General features: G+C 66.2%; 23 protein-coding genes and 1 pseudogene. 14 read left to right on the forward strand and 10 right to left on the reverse strand.

The genetic code is table 11. From position 1 onward, the window contains the following. The first annotated feature begins 327 nt into the window (after positions 1-327). Positions 328-1,206, forward strand: coding sequence for a hypothetical protein (locus tag BST13_RS20705; RefSeq protein ID WP_083165896.1), 879 nt, complete (start codon positions 328-330; stop codon positions 1,204-1,206). On the opposite strand, the gene BST13_RS20710 is transcribed toward BST13_RS20705, so the two are convergent. From BST13_RS20710 to BST13_RS20720, 3 genes are read right to left on the reverse strand one after another with little or no spacing between them, the layout of a single operon-like run. Next, positions 1,156-3,030 (reverse strand): putative bifunctional diguanylate cyclase/phosphodiesterase, encoded by a 1,875-nt coding sequence (locus tag BST13_RS20710; protein ID WP_083165967.1) that lies wholly within the window; start codon positions 3,028-3,030, stop codon positions 1,156-1,158. The genes BST13_RS20705 and BST13_RS20710 overlap by 51 nt on opposite strands. Further along, entirely contained in the window at positions 3,023-5,161 is a 2,139-nt protein-coding gene (locus BST13_RS20715; protein WP_083165897.1) for an Rv1355c family protein, read from the reverse strand. The genes BST13_RS20710 and BST13_RS20715 overlap by 8 nt, the downstream gene beginning before the upstream one ends. Next, positions 5,158-5,910 (reverse strand): hypothetical protein, encoded by a 753-nt coding sequence (locus BST13_RS20720; protein ID WP_083165898.1) that lies wholly within the window; start codon positions 5,908-5,910, stop codon positions 5,158-5,160. Before BST13_RS20720 ends, BST13_RS20715 begins: the two co-directional genes overlap by 4 nt. 404 nt (positions 5,911-6,314) lie before the next feature. Here BST13_RS20720 and purU point away from each other — a divergent pair, with 404 nt between their 5' ends. The 3 genes and pseudogenes from purU to BST13_RS20735 form a co-directional block, all read left to right on the forward strand. Continuing rightward, positions 6,315-7,223 (forward strand): formyltetrahydrofolate deformylase, encoded by a 909-nt coding sequence (gene purU / locus BST13_RS20725; RefSeq protein WP_245839754.1) that lies wholly within the window; start codon positions 6,315-6,317, stop codon positions 7,221-7,223. 33 nt (positions 7,224-7,256) lie between these two features. Further along, positions 7,257-7,709: a MaoC family dehydratase gene (locus BST13_RS20730; RefSeq protein ID WP_083165900.1), complete on the forward strand. Its 453-nt coding sequence runs from the start codon at positions 7,257-7,259 to the stop codon at positions 7,707-7,709. 81 nt (positions 7,710-7,790) lie between these two features. Further along, a pseudogene (locus BST13_RS20735) lies at positions 7,791-7,919 on the forward strand (TetR/AcrR family transcriptional regulator); the annotation flags it as partial. 89 nt (positions 7,920-8,008) lie between these two features. Here the strand turns inward: BST13_RS20735 and BST13_RS20740 are convergent. After that, a complete protein-coding gene (locus BST13_RS20740; RefSeq protein ID WP_083165901.1) occupies positions 8,009-8,830 on the reverse strand; it encodes a mycofactocin-coupled SDR family oxidoreductase in 822 nt (273 codons plus the stop codon). Between the two features lie 9 nt (positions 8,831-8,839). After that, positions 8,840-10,027 carry an acyl-CoA dehydrogenase family protein gene (locus tag BST13_RS20745; protein ID WP_083165902.1) on the reverse strand — a complete coding sequence of 396 codons (1,188 nt, stop codon included), beginning with the start codon at positions 10,025-10,027 and terminating at the stop codon, positions 8,840-8,842. A 79-nt stretch (positions 10,028-10,106) separates the two neighbouring features. Between BST13_RS20745 and fabG the strand changes: the two genes are divergently transcribed. From fabG to BST13_RS20775, 6 genes are all read left to right on the forward strand, one after another. After that, positions 10,107-10,880 (forward strand): 3-oxoacyl-ACP reductase FabG, encoded by a 774-nt coding sequence (gene fabG, locus BST13_RS20750; protein ID WP_170064310.1) that lies wholly within the window; start codon positions 10,107-10,109, stop codon positions 10,878-10,880. After that, positions 10,877-12,097: an acetyl-CoA C-acetyltransferase gene (locus tag BST13_RS20755; RefSeq protein WP_083165904.1), complete on the forward strand. Its 1,221-nt coding sequence runs from the start codon at positions 10,877-10,879 to the stop codon at positions 12,095-12,097. Before fabG ends, BST13_RS20755 begins: the two co-directional genes overlap by 4 nt. Then, positions 12,094-13,287, forward strand: coding sequence for an acyl-CoA dehydrogenase family protein (locus BST13_RS20760; RefSeq protein WP_083165905.1), 1,194 nt, complete (start codon positions 12,094-12,096; stop codon positions 13,285-13,287). The genes BST13_RS20755 and BST13_RS20760 overlap by 4 nt, the downstream gene beginning before the upstream one ends. Positions 13,288-13,290: 3 nt before the next feature. After that, complete coding sequence (locus BST13_RS20765; protein ID WP_083165906.1) at positions 13,291-13,959, forward strand: GntR family transcriptional regulator; 669 nt, start codon at positions 13,291-13,293, stop codon at positions 13,957-13,959. Positions 13,960-13,990: 31 nt separating this feature from the next. Further along, positions 13,991-15,178: a CaiB/BaiF CoA transferase family protein gene (locus BST13_RS20770; RefSeq protein WP_083165907.1), complete on the forward strand. Its 1,188-nt coding sequence runs from the start codon at positions 13,991-13,993 to the stop codon at positions 15,176-15,178. A 107-nt stretch (positions 15,179-15,285) separates the two neighbouring features. Beyond that, positions 15,286-15,585 carry a hypothetical protein gene (locus BST13_RS20775; RefSeq protein ID WP_083165908.1) on the forward strand — a complete coding sequence of 100 codons (300 nt, stop codon included), beginning with the start codon at positions 15,286-15,288 and terminating at the stop codon, positions 15,583-15,585. Between the two features lie 21 nt (positions 15,586-15,606). Here the strand turns inward: BST13_RS20775 and BST13_RS20780 are convergent, their stop codons facing one another. From BST13_RS20780 to BST13_RS20795, 4 genes are read right to left on the reverse strand one after another with little or no spacing between them, the layout of a single operon-like run. Then, positions 15,607-17,049 carry a class I adenylate-forming enzyme family protein gene (locus tag BST13_RS20780; RefSeq protein WP_083165909.1) on the reverse strand — a complete coding sequence of 481 codons (1,443 nt, stop codon included), beginning with the start codon at positions 17,047-17,049 and terminating at the stop codon, positions 15,607-15,609. Then, a complete protein-coding gene (locus tag BST13_RS20785; protein WP_083165910.1) occupies positions 17,049-17,822 on the reverse strand; it encodes an enoyl-CoA hydratase/isomerase family protein in 774 nt (257 codons plus the stop codon). The genes BST13_RS20780 and BST13_RS20785 overlap by 1 nt, the downstream gene beginning before the upstream one ends. Further along, a complete protein-coding gene (locus BST13_RS20790) occupies positions 17,822-18,625 on the reverse strand; it encodes an enoyl-CoA hydratase/isomerase family protein (RefSeq protein ID WP_083165911.1) in 804 nt (267 codons plus the stop codon). The genes BST13_RS20785 and BST13_RS20790 overlap by 1 nt, the downstream gene beginning before the upstream one ends. 22 nt (positions 18,626-18,647) lie before the next feature. After that, a complete protein-coding gene (locus BST13_RS20795) occupies positions 18,648-19,430 on the reverse strand; it encodes an enoyl-CoA hydratase/isomerase family protein (RefSeq protein ID WP_083165912.1) in 783 nt (260 codons plus the stop codon). A gap of 222 nt (positions 19,431-19,652) precedes the next feature. On the opposite strand from BST13_RS20795, the gene BST13_RS20800 reads away from it, so the two are divergent. Together BST13_RS20800 and BST13_RS20805 are read left to right on the forward strand one after the other, a co-directional pair. Then, positions 19,653-20,519, forward strand: coding sequence for an enoyl-CoA hydratase/isomerase family protein (locus BST13_RS20800; RefSeq protein WP_083165913.1), 867 nt, complete (start codon positions 19,653-19,655; stop codon positions 20,517-20,519). A 72-nt stretch (positions 20,520-20,591) separates the two neighbouring features. Next, positions 20,592-21,767 carry a thiolase family protein gene (locus tag BST13_RS20805; RefSeq protein WP_083165914.1) on the forward strand — a complete coding sequence of 392 codons (1,176 nt, stop codon included), beginning with the start codon at positions 20,592-20,594 and terminating at the stop codon, positions 21,765-21,767. Between the two features lie 9 nt (positions 21,768-21,776). On the opposite strand, the gene BST13_RS20810 is transcribed toward BST13_RS20805, so the two are convergent. Beyond that, positions 21,777-22,520: a TetR/AcrR family transcriptional regulator gene (locus BST13_RS20810; protein WP_083165915.1), complete on the reverse strand. Its 744-nt coding sequence runs from the start codon at positions 22,518-22,520 to the stop codon at positions 21,777-21,779. Positions 22,521-22,798: 278 nt separating this feature from the next. On the opposite strand from BST13_RS20810, the gene BST13_RS20815 reads away from it, so the two are divergent. Together BST13_RS20815 and BST13_RS20820 are read left to right on the forward strand one after the other, a co-directional pair. Beyond that, a complete protein-coding gene (locus BST13_RS20815; RefSeq protein ID WP_083165916.1) occupies positions 22,799-23,560 on the forward strand; it encodes a crotonase/enoyl-CoA hydratase family protein in 762 nt (253 codons plus the stop codon). Positions 23,561-23,567: 7 nt separating this feature from the next. Beyond that, complete coding sequence (locus BST13_RS20820) at positions 23,568-24,365, forward strand: SDR family NAD(P)-dependent oxidoreductase (protein WP_083165917.1); 798 nt, start codon at positions 23,568-23,570, stop codon at positions 24,363-24,365. Positions 24,366-24,473: the final 108 nt, after the last annotated feature.

Genomic DNA, 24,473 nt, shown 5'->3' on the forward strand with positions numbered 1-24,473 from the left:
GGCGGACCGCACAGCCCTGCTGTGTGTCGTCACGGTGGATGCTGACGGTGTTCGCGTCGCAATATCGCCGACGGTCGCCAAGGGTTATCGTGGAGACGTTGCCATAGCCTGTGCTGGCTATCCCCCTCGAATCCCGGTGCGGGCTGTGGCAACCTCCTCGACGGTTCACGACGCGCCGCGGCCGGTACGTGGGCGCGACGTCGGAAAAGCTGGAAAACATACTGAAAAGTCATGTTGAGTACTGTTGATCGCGCACCGATCGGTACCGGCGCGTCAGAGCTGGCGGGCCACGTGCTGCTGGCGCTGGCAAACTAGAGGTATCTGTAGATGATGTGGGACGACGAATTTGACGTCGTTTGCTGTGGTGCTGGCTTCGGGGTGTTGGCGTGTGCCGTCGCCGCGGCCGACGCCGAACTGGACGTTCTGCTTGCGCAACCGGGCGTCGAGAACCGACCCGATGCCGACGCACCGCTGCTCGGTCCCGGCATCGAGGATCCCGACACGCGGGAGTACCTCGACGCCCTGTCCGCCGACGTCGGTTCGTTGCCACCAGGGCCGAACGACGTCGAGCTCACCGTCCGGTCTGTACGCGCTCCCGCGCCGGCCCGGCCTGGGTCCCCGATCGCGCCGTTCTATGGTGCGCGCCTGCGTGACTGGGCCGTCGAATGCCTGCTGTCGCCCTATGGCGTGCTCTACACCCGGCTGACCGACCGGGAGACCACGGCCATGCAGACTGCGTCGGGCGAGGATATCGAGGTCAAGGTCATCGGTTCGGTGACGCCCGGCGACGGCGCGGTGTCAGCGCTCGACGAATGGCTGCTCGCCCAGACCAGGGATCGCGACATTGCGACGTACGAGAACAGCACGCTGGAGCGCATCGTCTTCGAGGAGGACGAGATCGTCGGTGTCGTGCTCGACACCCCCGAAGGCTCACGGGCGATTCGTATCCGGCACGGTATCGCCATCGCCGGCCGTCAGAACAGCGCGTCGCATGGCGCACTGCCGGTCGACGAACCGGGCCGTGAGCTTCAGGTGGGGCTGGTCGGGCACAGTGCGAGCCGGTTTGCGCGTGTCGAGCTGCTCGCCACCGACCTCACCGCGGGGTCGAACCGGTCGGCGTACTGCAGTTCGAATCCAGCCCGCGACGGCGGCCGTTCACATGTGCGGCACTGGCGGAAAGCGGACCGGAACCCGCCCCTTGGCTAGCAACTGCTGCATCTCCCGGCCCGAGATCGGCCTGGACAGCAGGAATCCCTGAGCGCGGTAGCAGCCGTGCCGAAGCAGGGTGAGCGCCGCGGTTTCGGTCTCGACGCCCTCGGCGACCAGTTGTAGGCCGAAGGCACCTGCGAGCGCGATGACCGCGCGGACGATCGGCAGGTCGCCGGGGTTGGAACCCAGCTCGGCGACGAAACTGCGGTCGATCTTGAGTGTGTCGACCGGCAGGGATTTCAGCAGGGACAGCGCGCTGTAGCCGGTGCCGAAGTCGTCGATCGCCACATGCACGCCCACGTTCTGGAGCCCGAACAGGGTGCGACGCGTGGTCTCGATGTCCTGAACCACGACACTTTCGGTGATCTCCAGGCACACCGAGCCGCGCGGTAGCCCGAATTCGTTCATGATGCTCGCGACCGAGTCGACGAATCCTTCGGTCACCAGCTGCACCGGCGAGACGTTGATCCGCAACAGGATGCGCCTGCCGAGGCCGTTGGCGCGCCAGCGGGCGAATTCGGCACACGCGTTGCGCAGCACCCATCGACCCAACTCGCCTGCCAGGTTGATGGATTCGGCGACCCCGATGAACGAATCCGGGGCGAGCAGCCCGCGCGTCGGATGCTGCCACCGGACCAACGCCTCGGCCGCGAGCACCTCTCCGGTTCGCATGTCGATCTCGGGCAGGTAGTGCAGCACCAGTGATCCGTCCTCGATCACGTTCTGCAGGTGCAGCTCGATGTCGTTGCGGAAATCGATCTCCATGGCCATCACATCGGAGAACACCGCCACCTGGTTCCCGCCTGCGCTCTTGGCGGTCAGAACCGCCTGGTCGGCGCGGCTGAGCAGATCCGAGGTCGAGTCCCGGCCGGGAATGCCCTCGGCCAGGCCGATACTCACCGTCCGGGTGAGCATCTCGCCGTCGACCGTCACCCGCTCGCGCAACATCGCCTGCAGTCGATAGGCCAGCGCTTCGGCGTCTTCGACCGACATCGGTGCGGCCGGGACCACGACGAACTCGTCACCGCCGAGCCGCGCGATGAGTTTCGGTTCGTCATCGCCCTCCTCGAGACGCTGCGCCAGGACTCTGATGAACGCATCCCCGGCGGTGTGGCCGAGATAGTCGTTGATGGCCTTGAGCCGGTCCAGATCCAGGAACATCACCGACACCGGACCCGGCTGACCGGGCGCGAGCCGGTCGTCGAGATGCGCCAGCAACGCCCGGCGGTTGTACAGCCCCGTGAGGTGGTCGTGGTCGGCCAGGTAGCGCAGGCGCTCCTCGGCGGCGATGCGGGCCTGCACCTGAGCGAACAGGGAGGCGATCGCCTGCAGTGCGTTGAGTTCCTCCGGCCGCCATTCGCGGTCACCGAACTTGACGAAGCCGAGCACTCCGGTGGTGACCTCGCCCGACAGCAATGGCACCGACGCCATCGAGGTACTCGGAACCTGACGGCCCGCCTCGATGGTGCGTTGATAATCGTCGGTGGCGGGTTCGGGGCGGAACACCGCAGGCTCTTTGAGGTTCTCGGCCATGGCGAATACCGGGTCGGCGTCGGCGAACCGGACGACCGCAATCGGATCGGTCGGCGCGTCCACCGGCCGCGGCGGCCATTCGGCGACCAGTTTGGTGGTGTGGGCCAGGTGGTCGTTGTGCCGCAGGAAGCTCACGTCGACGTCGAAGTAGGACACCAGATCCGCCAGCACCTGCTGGCTGACCGCCGCCGCGGTGGCGGCATTGACTGCCATCAGCTGGGTGGCCACCGACGTGACGACCAATTCCAGACTGCGTGGCACACCAACCTCCGGAGTCACCTCAGCCATGGACCGGCTCATGGACCTGCGGTAGCGGCCTGCGGCGGCTGCGTACCGTCGGGCGCGGGGCATAGAACAACCTGAGCACCAACGCCTGGGACGCATCGCGTTCGGTCGCCGTCAACTGGCGGAAAGAGTACTGCAGATCGCGGAGCGGCCCGGCGTGGTCGGGGGAGAGGAGCTGATGCTCGTCGTCGCTGTGGGCGTACAGGAACACCGGCGACACCGGCTGTACCGCAACTCCGAACTGCTGGGCCGTGACCCATAGTGCCTGTACAGCTGACCCGGCCTTGGCGTAGTCGGTCAATCGTCGGCCCGGGACCGACACGACCGCGACCGCCGAGCTCGAGGTCACCCGCTCGTAGGTGTCGTCCCCGAGCGCCGACCCTGCGTCCCACTCGGCGAGTCTGGCCATCACCTCGGGCCGGCGCAGGATGTCCAGCAGCACCAGATCGGCCGGGTCCAGACCGAGCGACGTCACGTCGAGTCCGGTGTCGGGATCCGGATCTCCTGGCCAGCGCAGCTCGGAGAACATCTCGCGATGCAGTGTCGGCGTCAAGTACCGGATCCGGTCGGCCGCGGCGAGAATGCGCGCTGCGCGTTCGATCTCCGGGGGGGTGGTGAGGATGTGCGCAGCACCGCCTTCGGCCCGTGCCGCGGCCGCCAGGGCATCGAGGACGTCGCGCGGGATGGCTACCCCGGAGCCGCGCTCCCGGTTGGTCTCGCGCTGCATCATCGGCTCGTACAACTGCGCCAGTGCAGGTGCCGGGCCCGGCATCAGGGACATGACGCCGAACAACGGTGATCCTTCGTCACCCCGCTGCCATTCCAATGCACCGGTGAGATCGTGGGCGGCCGCAGCCACCCGGGCATTGAATGCCGCCGCGCCCAGCGCCACCGCGCTGCCGCGGAAACCTACGTCCATCGCAGTGGTGTATCCAGTCGCCAGCCGCAGGCTGAGCCGGTCGGCCGTCCACTCGATCCGCCAGGGCTGCGCATTGCCGCCCGAGGGTGCGCGGTTGGCCGCCATCGCGACGGCGGCCGCAGCATCGTCGGGTGCCGTGGATTCGGGCGCCGGCTGCGGTGCCGGCTCGTCGATCTGCAGCGCCAACGGGTCGACGATGTCGTCGAGGGCGGCCCCGACGTCCATCCGTACCCGGCCGGACGCCAGCGGTTCCCCGATGCCGATGCGCCGGACGGCGTCGGCCACCATCGTCGCGCCGAGCTGGACCTCACCGGCCAACTGCGGCCAGGTGGTGAGGGTTTTGCTCACCTCGACGAGGGACGCGGCCATCCGGGGCGACAATTCCGCGGCGTCCAGTAACCGCAGGACGTGGGGAACTTTGTCCTTGCTGGACAGTCCGGCAAGGGCCGCGGTGTCGACCGTGCCGAGCAAGCCGTGCATGATGGGCCGCTCGGCGTCCTGATCGAAGCGTTCGACATCGATCAGGCCCCGGTCGGCGGTGGCCATCAGCACCGGCAGCCGTCGGGCCCGTGCCGCCTCCCGGACGAGGACCTTCGCGTCGAGCGAGTCGCACTCCTCGACCACCACGTCGAGGCCGTGCAGAAATGCGTCGATGGACTCGGAGTCGGCACCGCCGCGGTCGATCTGCACGCGGAGGTAGGGGTCGAGCTCGGCGATCCTGCGAGCAGCGACCACGGCCTTGTTGAGCCCCAGATCGAACAGCGAGGCCGGCACCCGGTTGAGGTTGGGCAATTCCAGTTCGTCGAAATCGGTCAACCGCAGTTCACCGCAGAGCCCTTCGGCGGCAAGCGCGTAGGCAATGGCATGCCCGACGCTCAGCCCGATGACACCGACCCGTAGTTGGGCCAGTCGCCGATCCTCCTCGGCGGTGATCAGGTTGCGGTTGCGGTCGAGGCGCAGCCGCCGGAATCCCTGCGGGCCGAGGATGTGCACGACGCTGCGCCGCCACGGGTAGTACGCCCACGACGTGGGCTCCTCCAGGATGTCGCTCCCGGGCAGCGGTGTCAGTTCCCGCAGCGCCTCCTGCTGACGTCGGCAGGTGTCGATGACTGTGATGTGTGGATCTGCGAGCAGGGCCTCCAACTCACCCGACGGATCGTCAGAGTCGATGATGACCGCATTGCCGTCTGCTGACTCGTCGATGGTGTCGATCATTGTCCTGCCGCAGCAGAGGCGTCAACGGCTTCGACGTCGTGCAGCCCGGCCGAGATCCGTTGGACTTCGCCGTAGAACGCCGAAAGCTGTTTGGGCTCAGCATGGTTGGCGAACGTGCGGCGATCCCACCACATCATCTTGGTTTGGTAGCGCTCGTCCGGATACGGCGTCGCAGGGATCTTCGCGGCGAGCACACCGCCGGAGGACAGCCAGCGCTTGAGCACGTAGGCCGCGGCGGTGGCCATCGCGAATCCGATGTCCAGGCGCATCATGAAATGCAGCGGCATGCGGGCCAGGGTGTCCGTCAGTGCCCGGCTCTGGTCGGGGTCGTCGCACACCCACGCGGTCTTCATCTCGACGACGCCGAACGGCAGCCGGTCGTCGATCATCTTGCGCACCGCGCTGAGGCCGGGCTGGCCCGCCCACTCGACTGTGGCATGGCATTCGTCGGTGTGCTGATAGGGGCCTTTGGCGCGTAGGCCGCCGACCACCACGCCCGCTCGATTGATGCCTGCGCAGAACAATGCCGTGTCATCGCCCGTGCGCAGTGCGTCCATGTCGAGTGCCCGTTCCACGCCGTGCTTGCGATAGTTGCGTTGGGCCCCGTCGACATAGTCGTGCCACAATTCGCGTTCCGATCCAGGGGTCGCGATGACGATCGTGCAGTCGCTGCCCGGATCCCACCAACTGTGGGTTTGGTCCGCAGACAGGGTTGAACGAGCAGCGACATCGCGCTGGGGAGCGGTCATTGGCGATCCATTTCGTCTGGCAGCCGCACCCCCCGACCGGTTCGGCTGATTTGTTGTGCGCACCACGGTTGTGCGATTACGCGAGATGAGTATCACGCCGCAGGGACAGGTAATTCCAGCTAGCAGACGAAACTTGTCCAGTAGTGTGTCCATTTCTGCAACCGGGAACTCCATTTATTTACGGAAGCGTGCAAATTTGGCAAATCTTATGGATGATAACGTTACTGGATATTCCTGCTGAATGTTTGTCGAGCAAAGTTTGTGCACCGCCGAGATTCGGCTTCACCATTCTTCGTGGCGGTTTCGGTCAGTTTTGCTGTCTGGACACGAGCCAGTCATACGCACGACGTTTCGGGCGGCGAGGCGATCGTGGCACCCGGGTCGAGTGCCCGGCAGGCGCACGGGTGAGAATCTGGTGGGTGAGCACCGAGGAGTACCCGAAGGCCAAAACCCTGCCGGTCCGTGATGTCGGCCGCCTCCTGCTGCGTTGTGCGGACCGACCGGGGCTGGTGGCAGCCATCAGCAGCTTTCTCACCGGGGCCGGTGCCAACATCGTGTCGCTGGATCAGCATTCGACCGAGCAGACCGGTGGCACCTTCATGCAGCGCACCATTTTCCACCTGCCCGGCTTGACCGCGGCCCGTGAGGAACTGGAGCGCGAGTTCCGGCAGCGGGTGGCCGAGCCGTTCGAGATGGACTTTCGGCTCACCGAGGCCGCCAAGCCAAAACGAGTGGCGCTGATGGCATCCCGGGAGGATCACTGCCTGCTCGACCTGCTGTGGCGCAACCGCCGCGGTGAGTTGGACATGTCCGTGGTAATGGTCATCTCGAACCACCCGGACCTCGCCGAACAGGTTCGTGCGTTCGGCGTGCCGTACATCTACGTCCCGGCGACCCGCGACAATCGGGCAGAAGCCGAGCAGCGACTGCTCGAACTCCTGCGTGGCAACGTCGACCTCGTCGTGCTCGCGCGGTACATGCAGATCCTCACTCCGGAGTTCCTCGACGCCATCGGGTGTCCGCTGATCAACATCCATCATTCGTTCCTGCCCGCGTTCATCGGCGCCGCACCGTATCGACGGGCCAAAGAGCGGGGCGTGAAACTGGTCGGGGCCACAGCGCATTACGTGACGGGTGACCTCGACGAAGGGCCGATCATCGAACAGGACGTGGTTCGGGTCGATCATCGCCACGCCGTCGAGGACCTGGTGCGCCTCGGCTCCGACGTCGAGCGGGTGGTGTTGTCACGCGCGGTGCTGTGGCACTGTGAGGATCGCGTCATCCGGTTCGGGAACCAGACCGTAGTGTTCTGAACGTCGTTCGGGTGCGGTCCGAGAGGAGTTGCGATGAAGGTGTTCAGTGGGCTCGACGAGTTCGTGGCGGCGGCAGGCAGTGAGCTCGGACCGACCGAGTGGATGGAGATCACCCAAGACCGCGTGAATCTGTTCGCCGACGCGACCGACGACCACCAGTGGATCCATGTCGACCCGGACAAGGCAGCCGGCGGTCCGTTCGGCGGGACCATCGCACACGGGCTGCTCACCCTGTCGCTGCTGCCGCACTTCACGCACGAGCTCTACCGCGTCGACAACATCGCGATGGCGATCAACTACGGCTACAACAAAGTTCGCTTCATCACACCGGTGAAGGTCGGCGCCCGGGTGCGGGCCCGCGCGCGGATCGACGACGTCGCCAAGCTCGACGGTGCGGTACAGGCGACCGTGACGGTGACCGTGGAGATCGACGGCGCGGCCAAGCCCGCCGCGGTGGCCGAGTCCATCGTCCGATTCATCGGCTGAGGTTTTCCCGGCGAGCAGTCGCTCGGGTACCCGACACGCCGGTGTTCCGGGACCCTTGGTGTCTGCTCGCGGTGGGGATATCTGCATTCCGACGTGCGTGCCGAGGATGTCGTGTCGAGCCTCCTTGGCATCTTCCTCGCCAGCCAATCGCGCGAGCAGGCGGGCAGGCTGCTCGATCTGTTGGTCGACGGCCTGGTCGCATCGCGCTGAAAGTTCGGCTGTGTGCGGATGATGCAGTGCCGCAATATCTCCCGGCCGCTTCGCCATGGCGGCGTTGCGGGGATGCGGAAGTCGACCGGTCAGAACTGGGTGGAGCCCAGATCGACGGCGACCCGGCTCGCGGTGACGAACCGGGATTCATCGCTTGCCAACCAGCAGGCGGCGTCGGCGATGTCTTCGGGCTCGGCGATGAAGTCCGGAAGGAAGGGCGTGACCATCTGCATCAGGCCCGGGTTGGTCTCGTTGGCCCGGTTGAGCGCGGCCATCATGTCCCCCGTGCCCATCGGGGTGTTGACAGCGCCGGGATGCAGACTGTTCACCCGGATCTTGTGCTTGCCGAGTTCGGCCGCGAACGCTCGGGCCAGCCCGGTGACGCCGTGCTTGCTGGCCGTGTAGTGCACCATGAATGGCTGCATCTTGATGCCTGCCGCGGAGCTGATCAAGATGATCGAGCCGCCGCGCCCACCGTCGATGATGTGCTGAGCCCCGGCCATGACGGTGTTCCAGGTTCCGGTGAGGTTGATGTCGATGACATCGCGGAACGACTCGGGTGTGGTCTCGTTCCAGGCCTCCGGAACGGTGATGCCCGCGTTGGCGATGATGATGTCGAGCCTGCCGAACTCCGCGACACCCTTGTCGACGACGGCCCGCAGCCCCTCCAGATCCCGCGTGTCCACGGCGGCGGCGAGCACACGCCGGCCCGTGGCCTCGACCAGCCGGACCGTCTCGGCCAGATCGTCGGGTGTGGCGGAATCGTAAGGGACACTGGGCGGCAGCGGACCGGCGATGTCGATCGCGATGACGTCGGCGCCCTCCTTGGCCATCCGGACGGCGTGTGCGCGGCCCTGGCCGCGGGCTGCTCCCGTGATGAAGGCGACTTTCCCGGTGAGCCGGTCACTCATCGATACTCCTTAGCGGTGGGTGTTGCGCTGCGCGGCCTTGACCAGGCCGCCGCCGATGATGAGACGCTGGATCTCGCTGGTGCCCTCGTACAGCCGTAGCAATCGGACTTCGCGATAGATGCGCTCCACGGGGACCTCACGCATGTAGCCGGTGCCGCCGTGGATCTGCACTGCGAGATCGGCCACGTTGCCTGCCATTTCGGTACAGAACAGCTTGGCGGCGGACGGGGCGATGCGGCGATCCTCGCCCGACACCCACTGGCGGGCGGCATCGCGTACCAACGCCCGCCCCGCCATGACGCCGGTCTGCTGGTCGGCGATCATCGCTTGGACGAGCTGGAAGTTGCCGATCGGCTCGCCACCCTGGGTGGCCGCGGCGGCGTAGGCCACCGACTCGTCGAGGGCGCGCTGTGCTGAGCCGACGGCCAGTGCGGCGATGTGTACTCGGCCGCGCGCCAGCGACGTCATCGCGGCCCGGTAACCCACGTCTTCGCTCCCACCGACCAGGGCGCCGCCCGGAACGCGGACGTCGGTGAAGCTGACATCGGCTGTCCAGGCGCCTTCTTGCCCCATCTTGGCGTCTTTGGCGCCGACCTCTACACCGGCTGCGTCGGCAGGCACGAGAAAGACAGCGATGCCCGGTCCCGCGTCATCGGCGGGCCGGGTCCGGGCGAACACCACGAACAGATCGGCGGTCGGGGCATTGGTGATGAAGCGCTTCTGGCCGTCGATCACCCAGTCGTCCCCGTCGCGAACCGCCTTGGTGCGTAACCCCGCCGGGTTCGAACCCGCTCCGGGTTCGGTGAGCGCGAACGATGCCACGACGTCCCCGGAGGCGATGCCTTCGAGCCACTGGGTCTTCTGCTCATCGGTGCCGAAGCCGACCAGGACCTGGCCGGCAATACCGTTGTTGGTTCCGAACATCGACCGCAGCGCCAGGGCGGTGTAGCCGAATTCCATTGCCAGTTCGACATCTTGGGCGAGGTTGAGACCGAGGCCGCCCCATCGCTGCGGTATGGCGTAGCCGAACAGGCCCATGTTCTTGGCCTGGTCACGCAGGTCGTCGGGCACCTTGTCGGTCGCCAGGATCTCGTTCTCGCGGGGCACCACGGCTGTGCGGATGAAGCTGCGGGTCTGCGCGAGGATCTCCTGAAAATCCTCGTCGCTGACTTCTGTGGCGGCCGCAGTGGTGGTCACGAGGCAGCTCCATTTCCTTCACGCGGGAACTCAGGGGTCAGTGTTTGCAATATCGTATATGAAATATGATCGGGCGCTGATGGAGCCCCACGAGCGAGAGTTAGGTGATCAGGTGTCATTGCTTACCGGCCAGACTGCGGTGGTGACCGGCGGTGCTCAGGGCCTTGGCCTGGCCATCGCGCAGCGGTTCGTCGACGAGGGTGCCCGGGTGGTGCTCGGGGATCTCAACCTGGAGGCGACCCAAGCGGCGGCCGCCCAGCTCGGTGGCCCCGAGGTGGCCGCCGCGGTCCGGTGTGATGTGACCTCGTCTGCCGACGTCGAAGCCCTTGTGCAAGCCGCCGTGCAGCGGTTCGGCGGTCTGGACATCATGGTCAACAACGCAGGCATCACTCGGGATGCGACGTTGCGCAAGATGACCGAGGACCAGTTCGATCAGGTCATCGCCGTGCACCTGAAGGGCACCTGGAACGGCACCAAGTCGGCCGCGGCGATCATGCGGGAGAACAAGCGCGGCGCGATCGTGAACATGTCGTCGATCTCCGGCAAGGTCGGCCTGATCGGCCAGACCAACTATTCGGCAGCCAAGGCCGGCATCGTCGGCATGACGAAGGCCGCAGCCAAGGAACTGGCACATCTGGGCGTGCGAGTCAACGCGATTCAGCCCGGCCTGATCCGCTCGGCGATGACCGAGGCCATGCCGCAACGTATTTGGGACCAGAAGCTCGCCGAGGTACCGATGGGCCGCGCAGGCGAACCCGACGAGGTCGCCAAGGTCGCGCTGTTCCTGGCCAGTGATCTGTCGTCGTACATGACCGGCACAGTGCTCGAGGTGACCGGCGGGCGATACGTGTGAGTGCGCGCGACGCCGTCATCTGCGAACCGGTTCGCACGCCGATCGGCCGCTACGGCGGCGTGTTCGCGTCGCTGTCCGCCGTCGAACTCGGCGTCGCGGCGCTCACGGGTCTGCTGGAACGCACCGGCGTCGCACCGGAGGCGGTGCAGGACGTGATCCTCGGCCACTGCTACCCGAACAGCGACGCCCCCGCGATCGGCCGGGTGGTGGCACTGGATGCGGGTCTACCGGTGACCGTTCCGGGCATGCAGGTCGACCGGCGCTGCGGTTCCGGTCTTCAGGCCGTGATCCAGGCGTGCCTGCAGGTGCGCAGCGGTGACAACGATCTCGTCGTGGCCGGTGGCACCGAGAGCATGAGCAACGTCGCGTTCTACTCCACCGACATGCGGTGGGGCGGATCCCGTGGCGGCGTGCAGATCCACGACGGGCTCGCGCGCGGACGTACCACCGCGGGTGGGCAGTTCTACCCGGTGCCCGGCGGCATGCTGGAGACAGCGGAAAACCTACGTCGTGAGTACGGCATCACGCGCGCCGAACAGGATGAGCTCGCGGTGCGGTCGCATCAACGTGCGGTGGCTGCGCAGACCGCCGGTGTACTGGCCGAGGAGATCATTCCGGTTACCGTCCGCTCGCGGAAAGGCGACACCGTCATCAGCACCGATGAACACCCACGCGCCGACACCACGGTCGAGGCGCTGGCCAAGCTCAAACCCGTTCTGCTCAAACAAGACCCGGACGCCACGGTGACCGCGGGCAATTCCAGCGGCCAGAACGACGCGGCGTCGATGTGCATCGTCGCCACACCGGACAAGGCTGCCGAACTGGGTCTGACCCCGCTGGTGCGGCTGGTGTCCTGGGGTGTGGCCGGGGTCGCGCCCAACGTGATGGGTATCGGCCCGGTGCCTGCGACCGAGTCCGCACTGACCAAGGCCGGGCTGGATCTTTCGGATATCGACCTCATCGAACTCAACGAGGCCTTCGCCGCGCAGGCGCTCGCGGTGATGAAGGTATGGCAGTTCGGGGCGGCTGACCACGAGCGCATCAACGTGCACGGCTCGGGCATCTCGCTGGGCCACCCGGTCGGGGCCACCGGAGGTCGGATGCTGGCGACGCTCGCGCGGGAACTGCAGCGCCGCGACGCGCGCTTCGGCCTGGAGACCATGTGCATAGGTGGCGGGCAGGGGCTGGCCGCCGTGTTCGAAAGGGTGGCATCGTGACCAGGCTTGCGCAAACCCTGGGGCTCACCGAGTTCCAAACCGAGATCGTCTCGACGGTAAGGCAATTCGTCGACAAGGAAGTGATCCCGACCGCCCAGGAGCTGGAGCATTCCGACACCTACCCGCAGGCCATCGTCGATCAGATGAAAGAGATGGGTCTGTTCGGACTGATGATCCCCGAGGAGTACGGCGGCCTCGGCGAATCGCTGCTCACGTACGCGCTGTGCGTCGAGGAACTGGCCCGCGGGTGGATGAGCGTGTCCGGCGTGATCAACACCCACTTCATCGTGGCCTACATGATCCGGCAGCACGGCACCGACGCCCAGAAGCAGAAGTTCCTGCCGCGCATGGCCACCGGGGAAACCCGTGGTGCGTTCTCGATGTCCGAACCCGAGCTGGGCTCCGACATCGCCGCGATCCGTACCCGTGCCATCAAGCAGAGCAACGGTGACTACGTCATCGACGGCCAGAAGATGTGGCTCACCAATGGTGGTAGTTCGACGCTCGTGGCAACGCTGGTACGTACCGACGAAGGCGCGGACAAGCCACACCGCAACCTCACCGCATTCCTGGTGGAGAAGCCCACCGGTTTCGGGGAAGTGGTTGCGGGGCTGACCATTCCGGGAAAGCTCGACAAGCTCGGCTACAAGGGTATCGACACCACCGAGCTGATCTTCGACGGCTACCGCGCCGCTGCCGATGACGTCCTCGGTGGCGTCACCGGCCAAGGGTTCTTCCAGATGATGGACGGCGTCGAGGTCGGCCGCGTCAACGTGTCTGCCCGCGCCTGCGGCGTCGGCATCCGGGCCTTCGAACTCGCGGTGCGCTACGCCCAGCAGCGTCAGACCTTCGGTAGGCCGATCGCCGAGCACCAGGCCGTCGCATTCCAATTGGCAGAGATGGCAACGAAAGTCGAAGCCGCCCACCTCATGATGGTCAACGCTGCCCGGCTCAAGGACTCCGGTGAACGCAACGACGTGGCCGCCGGTATGGCCAAGTACCTGGCCAGTGAATTCTGCTCGGAGGTAACGCAGCAGAGTTTCCGGATCCACGGTGGCTACGGCTACTCCAAGGAGTACGAGATCGAGCGGTTGATGCGCGACGCACCGTTCCTGCTGATCGGCGAGGGCACCAGCGAGATCCAGAAGAACATCATCAGCAAGCGGCTGCTGTCCGACTATCGGATCTGAACCGTGACCGTTCCCGATTTCGCTTCGCGCCCACAGCTTGCCGAGGATGTCGCGCGTCTCATCCGCCGGCGGATCTTCGACGGCACGTACCCGTCGGGAAAGTTCATCCGCCTCGAGCAGCTCGCGGCCGAACTCGGCATCAGCGTCACGCCCGTGCGCGAAGCACTGTTCGGACTGCGCGCCGAGGGTCTGCTCACCCAACAACCCCGGCGCGGGTTCCTGGTGCTGCCCGTCACCCGTCGGGACATCGACGATGTGGCGGGCGTGCAGGCCCACATCGGCGGCCAGTTGGCCGCCCGTGCGGCAGGCCAGATCACCGATGGCCAGCTCGACGAACTTGACCGGATCCAGCGGGAATTGGAAGACGCGTATGCACACAACGACCATGAGCGGGCCGTCCGGCTCAACCATGCGTTCCATCGGGGCGTGAACCGGGCGGCGGAGTCGCCGAAGCTGGCGCAGCTGATGTCCCAGATCACCCGCTACGCCCTGGAATCGGTCTACCCCACGGTGGAAGGTTGGCCGGAGCAGTCCACCCATGATCACCGCCGGATCCTGGCCGCCCTCAAGGCACGCGACGGGGATTCGGCCCGCGACGCCATGGCCGAGCATCTGTGCGCAGCATCCAAGCCGCTCGGCGACCACCTGGAGCGCATGGGCGTCTTGGAGTAGAGGCACGGACACTCGAGTGAAAGGTCAGTGAATGCCAGGCGTTCTCGACGGGATTCGAGTTCTCGACTACGGCCGGTTCATCGCCGCGCCGTGGTGCAGCGCGATCCTGGCGGACATGGGCGCCGACGTGTTGCGGGTGGAGAAGCGTGAGGGCGGCGAGGACCGGTGGGTGCAGGCCGTCACCGAAGGCGGTGAGGGCGGCACGTTTCTGCAGTGCAATCGCAACAAGCGCTCGCTCACCCTGGATTCGACGACGCCCGACGGCGCGGAGATCACCCGGCGTCTGGTGGCCCGGTCCGACATCGTCATCGCCAACATGCCTGCGGCGGGCATGCGGGCCAGCGGTCTGGACTACGAAACCCTCAGAACGGTCAAGCCGGACATCATCCTGGCCAGCGCCACCGCCTACGGCGAAGGGGGCCCGTACAGCGACAAGATCGGGTTCGACGGTGCCGGGCAGGTGATGTCCGGTGCGGTCTATCGGCAAGGTCTGCCGGAGCTGCCGATTCGAACGGTGGTGCCCTACGCGGATTTCGGGACGGCGTTGACCCTGACGATCGGGGTGATGATGGCGCTCTATCACCGGGATCGGACTGGTGAAGGGCAGCATGTCGAGGGTGCGCTGTTGCCGACCGCGCTCATGTTGTCCAACGCGTTCCTGATCGAGCGGGACCTGTTGCAGGTCGACAAACCCAGGATGGGCAACCGCGGTGCCTCGGTGGCGCCGTGCGATCTCTACCGCACCGCCGACAGGCAGTGGGTGCTGCTGCAGGTTGCCGGTCAGCCCATGTTCAAACGGTGGTGCCGGCTGGTCGGCCGGGACGAGTTGTTCGACGACCCGCGCTTCGCCGACGACGACACCAGGTGGGCCAACGGGGACATCCTCAACGACATCATGGCCGACTGGTGTGCCGACAAAACCAAGGCGGAGGTGCTGGCACTGCTGGAAGCAGCCAAAATGCCTGCGGCACCTCTGCATTCGACCCAAGACGTGCTCGACGACCCCCATGTGCGGGCCATGGGCTACCTTCATCGGATATCGTTTCCGGGAGCCTCCCGCGACGTCCCCATCATCGAAACACCGTTCCGGATGTCGGCGACACCGGGCTCGATCCGCAGGCGTGCACCGTTGCTCGGCGAGCACACCGACGAGGTACTCGGTGAGATCGGCTATGACGCAGCGCGAATCGCCGAGCTGCGGGCCAACGCCGTCGTGTGAACTCTCGAGCCGCACGCACGCAAGTCGAGTAGCGGACTACTCGTGCTGCCCACTGGTCGGAGTGGATATTTTCAGTGAGCCCACAGTTACCACCCAGGGAGGCTGCCATGTGTTGTGGCGACGACGAGATTGCCGGTCCGGCGGTCGATGTCGAGTTCTTCACCGAAGTCTGGCAGGTGTTCGACAAGTACCCCGAGGCGCGTCGCAAGTATTCGATCAGCACGCTGCCACTGCAGGCGAAAAGGCTCGGTGTCGACCTGCAAGCCGATGAAGCGGTCACGCGGTACGACGGTGACCGCATCATCACGGAGTTCGAGCCGCGACAAGCCCGCCGCGCCCACCACATGTGCTGCGAATGGTCCGAACCGCATCGCTGGCGATCATGTGTGCGGTGGTGTCAGGAGTGATCCCGCACATCGGCCGGGCGCTCACCCGCCGGTGAAATGCTCGCGCACCGCAACGAGATCGGGCTTGCCCGACGGGGTTCTGGGAATCGCCTCGACGAGGGCCATGGCGGTGGGGATCTCGTAGCGGGCGAGTCGGCCCTGCAGGAAATCGAAGAGTTCGGGCACCGTGGCGCTCCCGTGCAATTCGACCATGGCGACGGGTGTTTCGCCGAGGCGTCCGTCGCTCACGCCGATCACCGCGGCGCCTCGCACCGCCGGGTGGCTCTCCAGAGCGGCCCGCACGTCGTCGGGCATGATCTTGAATCCGCCGCGGATGATCGCCTGATCGGCCCGGCCCAGAATCCACACGAACCCGTCGGCGTCGATCCGGGCCAGGTCGGTGGTGCGCATCCACTCGGTGGCGTCTACCTGGGCGGGTATCACCTCAAGCAGACCCTGCTGTCCGGGCGCCCGTGGGATGCCGTTGTGATCGACCACCCGCAATCGCGCGCCCGGATTGGCGCGGCCGACGCTGCCCCGCTTGGTGCGCCAGTACTTCTCGTGGTCGGCCAAGGTCCAGCCCGCCACGCCGCCGCCGAACTCGGTGGCGGCATAGGACGTCAGCACCGGGATGCCGAACTTCTCGGTGAAGGCGTCGGCGTCGTCGGCCGACAAAGGCGCGGTTCCCGAGGTGACCGCCCGGATACCGGCGAGGTGCTCACGGGTCAGGTCCGAATGCAGCACCATGCGCAGCGCTGCCGGAACCAGCGACACGGCGTGTGGTCGGTGCTCGCGCACGGCGTCGGCCCAGCGGTCGAGCTCAAACTTGGGCAGTAGGACGAACGGGCGTGCCTCGGCGATGCACAACAGCACCCGGAACACCCCGCCGACGTGCACGAGGGGCGAGTTGACGATCGCCACGCCACGTCGTAACGCGGTTGGCGCAGCGGCGCTCTCGGGGTCACGGCCCATGACACTGCGGGCCAGCATGTCGTAGGTGAGGTCGACGCGTTTCGGCGGACCGGTGGTGCCGCTGGTCAGCATCCACACCGCGACTCCGGGGCGGCCGGAGTCGACAGCGAGCGCGGCCGGCACCGTGACCGTCGGCGCAGTGCTGAGGTCGGAGATGCGCACGACCGTGGTGTGAGGCGACGGGGTCAGCAGGCCGGCGATGTCGGAGGCCAGCCCGACCACCACGGGAAGGCCGAGTGTCGCGATGTCGGCACGGGTGCGATCGTCACCGCGCGACGGGTTGATCACCACGACCGTACCGCCGGCCTCGAGCACTCCGAGCACCGCTGCGACGTGGGCAGGCTGGTTGCGGAGCAGGATTCCGACGCGGGCCGTGCCGGTGGCCTTGCCGATCTGTCGGGCCAGCGTGGCGAGCTCGCCCCAGTTGCACCAGGTGCCGTCGTACTCTATGGCCCGGGCCTGCGGTTGTAGGTCGAGCACGTGAGTGATGCGGCGGGACAACGGATGTGGCATCACCGGAGCCGTGGCGGGGTCTGGGCGAAGGGACGAGCGGTCATCTCGGCCTTGGCGATCGGATTGCCCAGCCGGGTGTAGATGAGGCCCTGATCCATGGCGGCCCGGTACGGCTTGTCCAGTGACTCCCAGATGGCTTTCACCGTGCCCTGGGTGGCGGTCGGGGGTTTGGTGGCGATGGTCGCGGCGATTTCCTGGGCACGTTCCCAAAGAGCGTCGCGGGCGACCACTTCGGTGACCAGGCCGATGCGCAGCGCGGTTTCGGCCCCGACCCGTTCGTCATTTCCCATCAACGCCATCCGCAGGGTGTCGCCCAATCCGATGCGGCGCATCAAGCCGACCGGCTCCAGCGCGGACACCAACCCCGCGCTCACATGGGAGTCGAAGAATGTCGCGTCGGTCGAACAGATCACCACGTCTGCTTCGTTGACGAAATAGAGCGCACCGGCCGTGCACATGCCCTGCACGGCGCACACCACCGGTTTCCACATCTTCTGCCACTTCGGGCTCAACAGCTCACCCGGGTCCTCGTGGTTCCACACGACATTCGGTTGCCCGTAACTGGATTTCACATCCAGCCCGGCGCTGAACGCCCGGTCTCCGGCCGCCCGTAGTACCACGGCATTGATGTCTTCGTCTGCCTTGACGGTGCGCCAGACATCGCGCATCTCCTCACACATCGTGCGGTTGAAGGAGTTCAGCGCTTCGGGACGGTTCAGCGTGACCGTCGCGACGCGTGATTCATGGTCGAAGTCGACGAGCAACGTTTCCATCACCGGGCCTGCCAGTTGGGCTTGCGCTTCTCCACGAACGCCCGCGGCCCCTCGAGCGCGTCCTCGGTGCGCACCACGCGTTCACGGAACGTCTCGGCCAGGATTTCGCCTTCGAGCAGCGGCAGGTCCAGTGTCTTGTGGATGGCCAGCCGCGTACCCCGAACGGCCAGCGGCGCATTGGAGTTCACGATGTCGGCGATCTCATGGGCACGCTGCAGCAGCTGGTCGTGCTCGAGCACTTCGGTGATCATGCCCAGCTCGTAGGCCCGCTCGGCGCTCATCCGCTCGTGTTTGCCCATCAACGCCATCCGCAACGCGACCGATCGGGGCAGTGCGCGGGCCAGACGGACCATCTCGCGGGCGGCGACCAGGCCGATGCTCACATGGGGGTCGAAGAATGTCGCCCGCTCAGAGGCGATCACGATGTCTCCCGTCGTCACCCAGTCAAGTCCTGCGCCGCAACAGATTCCGTTGATCGCCGCCAGGACCGGCTTGGCCATCCGGCGAAACGGGGGAGTGCCCTCCTGGGGCGCCTCCCACTGGTCGTAGGTGGACAGGTAAGGCCGCTCGTAGATGACTCTGCCGTCGTCGGGGATCTCTTTGACGTCCGCGCCGGTGCAGAACGCCCGCCCACTACCGGTGACGATCATCAGCCAGACGTCGTCGTCGCCCTCGGCTTGGTCGTAGGCGGCGCGCAGTTCGGTGATCATGTGCGGCGACAGTGCGTTGAGGGCGTCGGGACGGTTCAGTGTGATGGTTGCCGTGTGGCTGTCTACCTCGTACTTGATGGTGTCATAGGACAATTGAGTTCCTCACTGCCGGTGTCTAGCGCCCTTGGAAGTCGGGGTCTCGCTGCTCTCGGAAGGCGGCCAGGCCCTCCTTGAAATCACTGGTGCGGCAGGCAAGCTCAAGGTTGAACAGTTCCTGGTTCATGGACTGGCCCAGCGTGGCGTGCTGGCCATAGGCGATGGCCTGCTTGGCCAGGCCCAGGGCCACCGTCGGCCCGGCGACCAGCTGGGTCAGCAATGCGTCTGCGACGGCGTCGACGTCGTCGGCGGGCACTGCGTCGTGGATGAGGCCCCAGTCGGCGGCCTGAGTTCCGGTGATCTTCTCGCCCAGGAGCAGCATGCGTTTGGCGCGGGCCAGGCCGGCCAGTCGCGGCAGCAACCACGTCGCTCCCGAATCGGGGCTGAAACCGCGGCTCAGGAACGGTTCCCAGAAGGTCGCACCGTGCTCGGCGACGGTGAAATCGGCGGCCAGTGCCAGGTTGCAGCCGAGTCCGACCGCCCAGCCTTTCACTGCGGACACGACCGGCAGTTGGATGGTCGCGACCAGTTCGATGATCCGGTGTGCGCCATGCGGGATACGCCGCACCAGATTTCCGGAACGGGGGCGGCCGCCGGTGCTGTTGGTGGCGATCCAATCGGCACCGGCACAGAAGTCTCCGCCTGCGCCTGTGATGGCCACTGCCCGCAGTGAGTCGTCGGAGGCCGCGGCGGTCAGGGTGGCCGTCATGGTGTCGATCATGCTGTGGTCCAACGAATTACGCCGGTCCGGGCGGTCAATAGTGATGCGTAGGACGGCGCCGTCGCGGGCTGTGGTGATCACCTGTGTGCGAGCCTTTCCAGGGCTATACCGTTGACCCTACAGTAGGTGATGCAGTTACATTCTGTACAAGTTAGCAAGGAAGGGTCGCCGATGGAAGGGCATGCGGCCTTGCGTGAGCGCCAACGCCTGCTCGACACCTTTGCCGAGGACGACGTCGCGTGGGCCTGCGGATCACGCCGGCCGCCGGAACGGGCAAAACCATTGAAGCGAGGCTGATTTCGCATGACCGATGACCGGGTGCTCTTCGAGGTCGACGCGGACCACCGCATCGCGACCATCACGTTCAACAACCCCGAACAGCGCAATTCCTACGATGCCGCCATGCGCGACGCGGTCGCACGCCACCTGGACCTCGTCGCCGAAGACGACGACCTCACCGTGGTGGTGCTACGGGGTGCCGAGGGCGTCTTCAGCGCCGGGGCGGACATGAACAACGCCTACGGTTGGTACGGCGAGAAAGGTACGCAGGCTACCACGGGCAGGCCCAGTCAGCGCCGGCGATTGACAGTGGACCGCAAGACATTTGGGTTCTACCACAACTTCATGGGCTTCCCGAAGGTCACGGTGGGGGAGATCGGCGGCTACGCGCTCGGTGGAGGGTTCGAGATGGCGTTGATGACGGACATCTCCGTGATCGCGCGCGACACCAAGATCGGCATGCCTGCCACGCGGTTCCTCGGCCCTGCGTTGGGCAGTCTGCACATGTTCTTCCATCGCCTCGGCCCGGTGTTGGCCCGGCGCATGCTGCTCACCGGCGACATCATCGAGGCCGGGGCGATCGAGCACCTGGGCATCTTCACCGACACGTGTGATGCCGACCAGGTTGCGGCAAGGGCGCGGTACTGGGCGGCCAAGGCGGCCAAGATGCCTGCCGACGGTGTCGTCATCGCCAAGGAAGCGTTCCGGCTGGTGGAGCAGAGTCAGGCCTACCAGGGCGAGGAAGTCGCGAGTTATCTCTTCCACGCGTACGGAACCAACCTGCAGTTCTCGCCCGGTGAGTTCAATTTCGTCAAGACGCGCGCCGAGCACGGAACGAAAGAGGCGTTCCGGATGCGCGACGCGCATTTCCACGTTCCGGAGCCGCAGTAGCCAACCTCGTGTCGCGATGCCCGCGGTACGTGCTACGTTTACACTATCAATCGATATCGTAAAGGTGGAAACATGCCGACACCCGTCATCGTCGGTGCTGCCCGCACCGCCATCGGTCGGTCTTTCAAGGGCACTTTGGTCAACACGCCCCCCGAGACCCTGATCGCCACCGTCCTGCCCGAGGTCGTGCGTCGTGCCGGGATCGCTCCCGAGGCCATCGATGACCTGATCTTCGCGGAATCGAATTACGGCGGGGGCGACATCGCGCGCTATGCGGCAGACGCCTTGGGCTGGGAGTCGGTGCCGGGGCAGTCGGTGAACCGGCACTGCGCGGGCAGCCTCACCGCGATCGGCAACGCGTCGGCGCAGATCGGCTCCGGCATGGAACGCGTCCTGGTGGCAGGAGGTGTGCAGTCGTTGTCGTCGTCCCCGCTGATGAAGTGGCGGGTGCCGGGGCCGGAGCTGACCTTCATCGAGCCCTGGATGACGCCCACCCACGTGGAGACTCCGGACGCGCCGATGCGGGACATGTCGATCACCGTGGGGTGGAACACTGCGCAGGCCGCCGGGATCACCCGTGAGGAGATGGACGCGTGGGCGGCCCGGTCGCATCAACGTGCCGTCGCCGCGATCGACGAAGGCCGGTTTGTCGACGAGATCGTGCCGTTGAAGGTGACCCAGCCGGACGGCTCGGTCATCGAGTTCAGCGTTGACGAACACCCGCGCCGCGGCACGACTGCCGAGAAGTTGGCGGAGCTCAAGGTCCTGCACCCGGAGATCGAAGGGTTCTCCATCACCGCGGGCAACAGCAGCGGCACAAACGATGCTGCCGCTGCTGTCGCGCTCGTCGATGCGGACTACGCCGCAGCCGAGCAGCTCGGTGTGCTGGCCACCGTGAAGGCATGGGCCGCAGTCGGTGTCGCGGCGCGCGACACCGGCCTCGGTGGGGTCAAGGTGATCGGCAAAGTGCTGGACCGGGCCGGGCTCAAGCCTTCTGACGTCGCCTTGTGGGAGATCAACGAGGCCTTCGCATCGGTCCCGATCGCGGCGGTTCGCGAATATGGTCTCGACGAGGAATTGGTCAACTTCTCCGGAAGCGGCTGCAGCCTGGGACATCCCATCGCTGCCTCGGGTGCACGCATGGTCACCACGTTGGTCTACGAGCTGCAGCGCCGTGGTGGTGGCATCGGTGTCGCCGCCATGTGCGCGGGCGGCGGGCAGGGCGGCGCGGTCGTCATCGAGGTGTAGCCGACGGAGTCAGACCGCCTTGCGCCGGGCCTGCGCCTTCTTGGCAGGCTTGGCGCCCTGTTCGATCAACCGCGCGGCGTGGTCGAGGATGCACTCAAGGCCGTACTCGAAGTTCTTCTCGTCGGCAGCACCGATCCGGTGGCCTTCACCGGTCACCTGCGCGATCAGGGGCGCGCTCTCGGGATCGATCACCATGGTCTCTTCGTAGTCGCCCGGGGCGTTGTCGTTGGCCCGGTTCTTCTCGTAGAGCCGGTGCAGCACCACCGATCCGCGGACATGCACGGATACCGCCGAATAGGTGTCGAAGGCATCCTCGACCGAGAGTCCGGCCTCGACCAGACCGCTGATCGCGGTTTCCATCTCCTGGACACCCAGCCGCGCGGCTCGCGGACTCAGTGCCGACCTGATCAGGATCAGATCGCACAGGATCGGGTTGCCCATGAACGCCTTGCGCATGGTCCGCGCGTGGTTGGCGAGTGACTCACGCCAATCCTTGGCCTCCACATACGGCGTCGCAACGACGAATTCGCGCAATGCGCGGTCGGTCATCGCGTTGAGCAGATCGTCCTTCTTGCGGAAGTACCAGTAGATGCTCGTGACACCGACGCCGAGGTGTTTACCGAGCAGCGGCATGCTCAGGTTGTCGATCGAGACCTGCTCGGCGAGTTCGAAAGCGCCGGCGATGATGTCGTCGGGGTTGATGGATCCTCGTTCGCGGCGCTGACGCTTCTCCGCGGTCGGTTGCTTTGCCACTGCGGACACCTCCATCGAAATCGATACTGCTCGGGCAGGTCCTGCGCCGCGGGTCAACGCCGCCGAATTTACCGTCAGCTGCCACCTGAACTGCGCCTACCGGCGCGTGTCTTGCGGGTATTGTCACCGTCAACCTTACCGGTAGACCTCCCGTAGCTTTGCCCTGCGGTGGTGTCCGGGCCGTCGCTGGGCGGTGGCGGGCGGTCAGCCGCCCTTTTACTGTAATCCATATAGTAGGCTTTTCCGGAGTATTGGACCGCGAGCTGTGAGGGGCACTGGTGTCAGAGGTAGTTCTGCGGGAGCGTCACGGGCGGACGCTCGTCATCACGATCAATCGGCCGGAGGCCCGCAACGCGTTCAATCTCGCGGTCGCCCAAGGGCTCGCCGATGCGGTCGACGAACTTGACGGCACTGCGGAACTCTCGGTGGCGATCATCACCGGCGCGGGCGGCAACTTCTGTGCCGGCATGGATCTGAAGGCGTTCGCGTCCGGGGAAGTGCCCCACGTGCCGGGCCGCGGCATCGGGTTCACCGAACAGCCGCCGCACAAGCCGCTCATCGCCGCGGTCGAAGGTTACGCGCTGGCGGGCGGCACCGAGATCGTTCTCGCCACTGATCTCGTGGTGGCTTCCAAGGCGGCCAAGTTCGGCATACCCGAGGTGAAGCGTGGTCTGGTCGCCGCGGGCGGTGGTCTGCTGCGGCTACCCAAGCGCATCCCGTACCAGAAGGCCCTCGAGCTGGCGCTCACCGGCGACAGCTTCACCGCCGAGGAGGCTGCGGCGTGGGGCTTCGTCAACAAGCTCACCGAGCCGGGCGAGGCCTTGGCCGGTGCTCTCGAACTGGCCGAGCGGATCACCGCGAACGGCCCGCTCGCGGTGGCGGTGACCAAGGAGATCATCACCAAGTCGGCAGGCTGGTCCGAGGACGAGATGTGGAAGAAGCAGGGCGAGTTGATCACTCCTGTCTTCACGTCAAAAGACGCAATCGAAGGTGCGACGGCGTTTGCCGAGAAGCGTGCCCCGAACTGGACCGGTTCCTGACGGACCGATGGATCTCGGGTTCGCCGGCGCGGCCGCCGTCGTGGTGGGCGGTGGCCGGGGCATGGGTCTCGCGACCGCGCAATGCCTGGCCGACGACGGTGCCCGGGTGGCGATCGTCGGGCGCTCCAAGGACGTACTCGACGCCGCCGCAGCCGATCTCATCGGCCGTGGCTCACCGGACGCCGTGCCCGTCGTCGCCGACATGTGCGACGCGGCGCAGGTGCAGAAGGTGTTCGCCGAGGTCGGTGACCGCTGGGGCGGCGAACTCAACGTGCTCGTCAACACCGTCGGCCCCGGCGCTGCCGGATCCGTCGAGGAGTTGACCGACGAGCAGTGGCAGGAAGCCTTCGATGCCGGCCTGATGGGCATGGTGCGATGTGTCCGGGCCGCCTTGCCGCTACTCCGCAACGCGGATTGGGCGCGGATCGTGAACTTTTCGGCACACTCGACGCAGCGGCAGAGTGTCCGGCTGCCGGCGTACACCGCCGCCAAGGCCGCGATGAACAGTGTCTCCAAGAATCTCTCGCTGTTGCTGGCCAAGGACGAGATCCTGGTCAATGTCGTTTCGCCGGGCAGCATCTCGTCGGAGGCATTGCTGGGCTGGGCCCGATCGGTCGGTGTCGACGGCGCTGATCCGTACCGCCTGATGGCCGCGATCGACGAGCATTTCGGACATCCCGCTCACCTGCCGAGGGCCGGTCTGCCCGGCGAGATAGGCCCGGTTGCAGCATTTTTGGCCTCGCGGCGCAATTCCTACATGACGGGGGCGAACATCAACGTGGACGGCGGCTCGGACTTCACCTAGCCGGCACACAGCTCTGCCCGCGGCGTCCGTGCCTGGCTCGTGAAAGCCCAGATCGAGACTGCATTTTCCGGGGTGCAATTGCGGCTCTCTGGCGCGGCCTTTGTGCTG

Source organism: Mycobacterium aquaticum, from assembly GCF_002086485.1.
Lineage (GTDB): Bacteria > Actinomycetota > Actinomycetes > Mycobacteriales > Mycobacteriaceae > Mycobacterium > Mycobacterium aquaticum.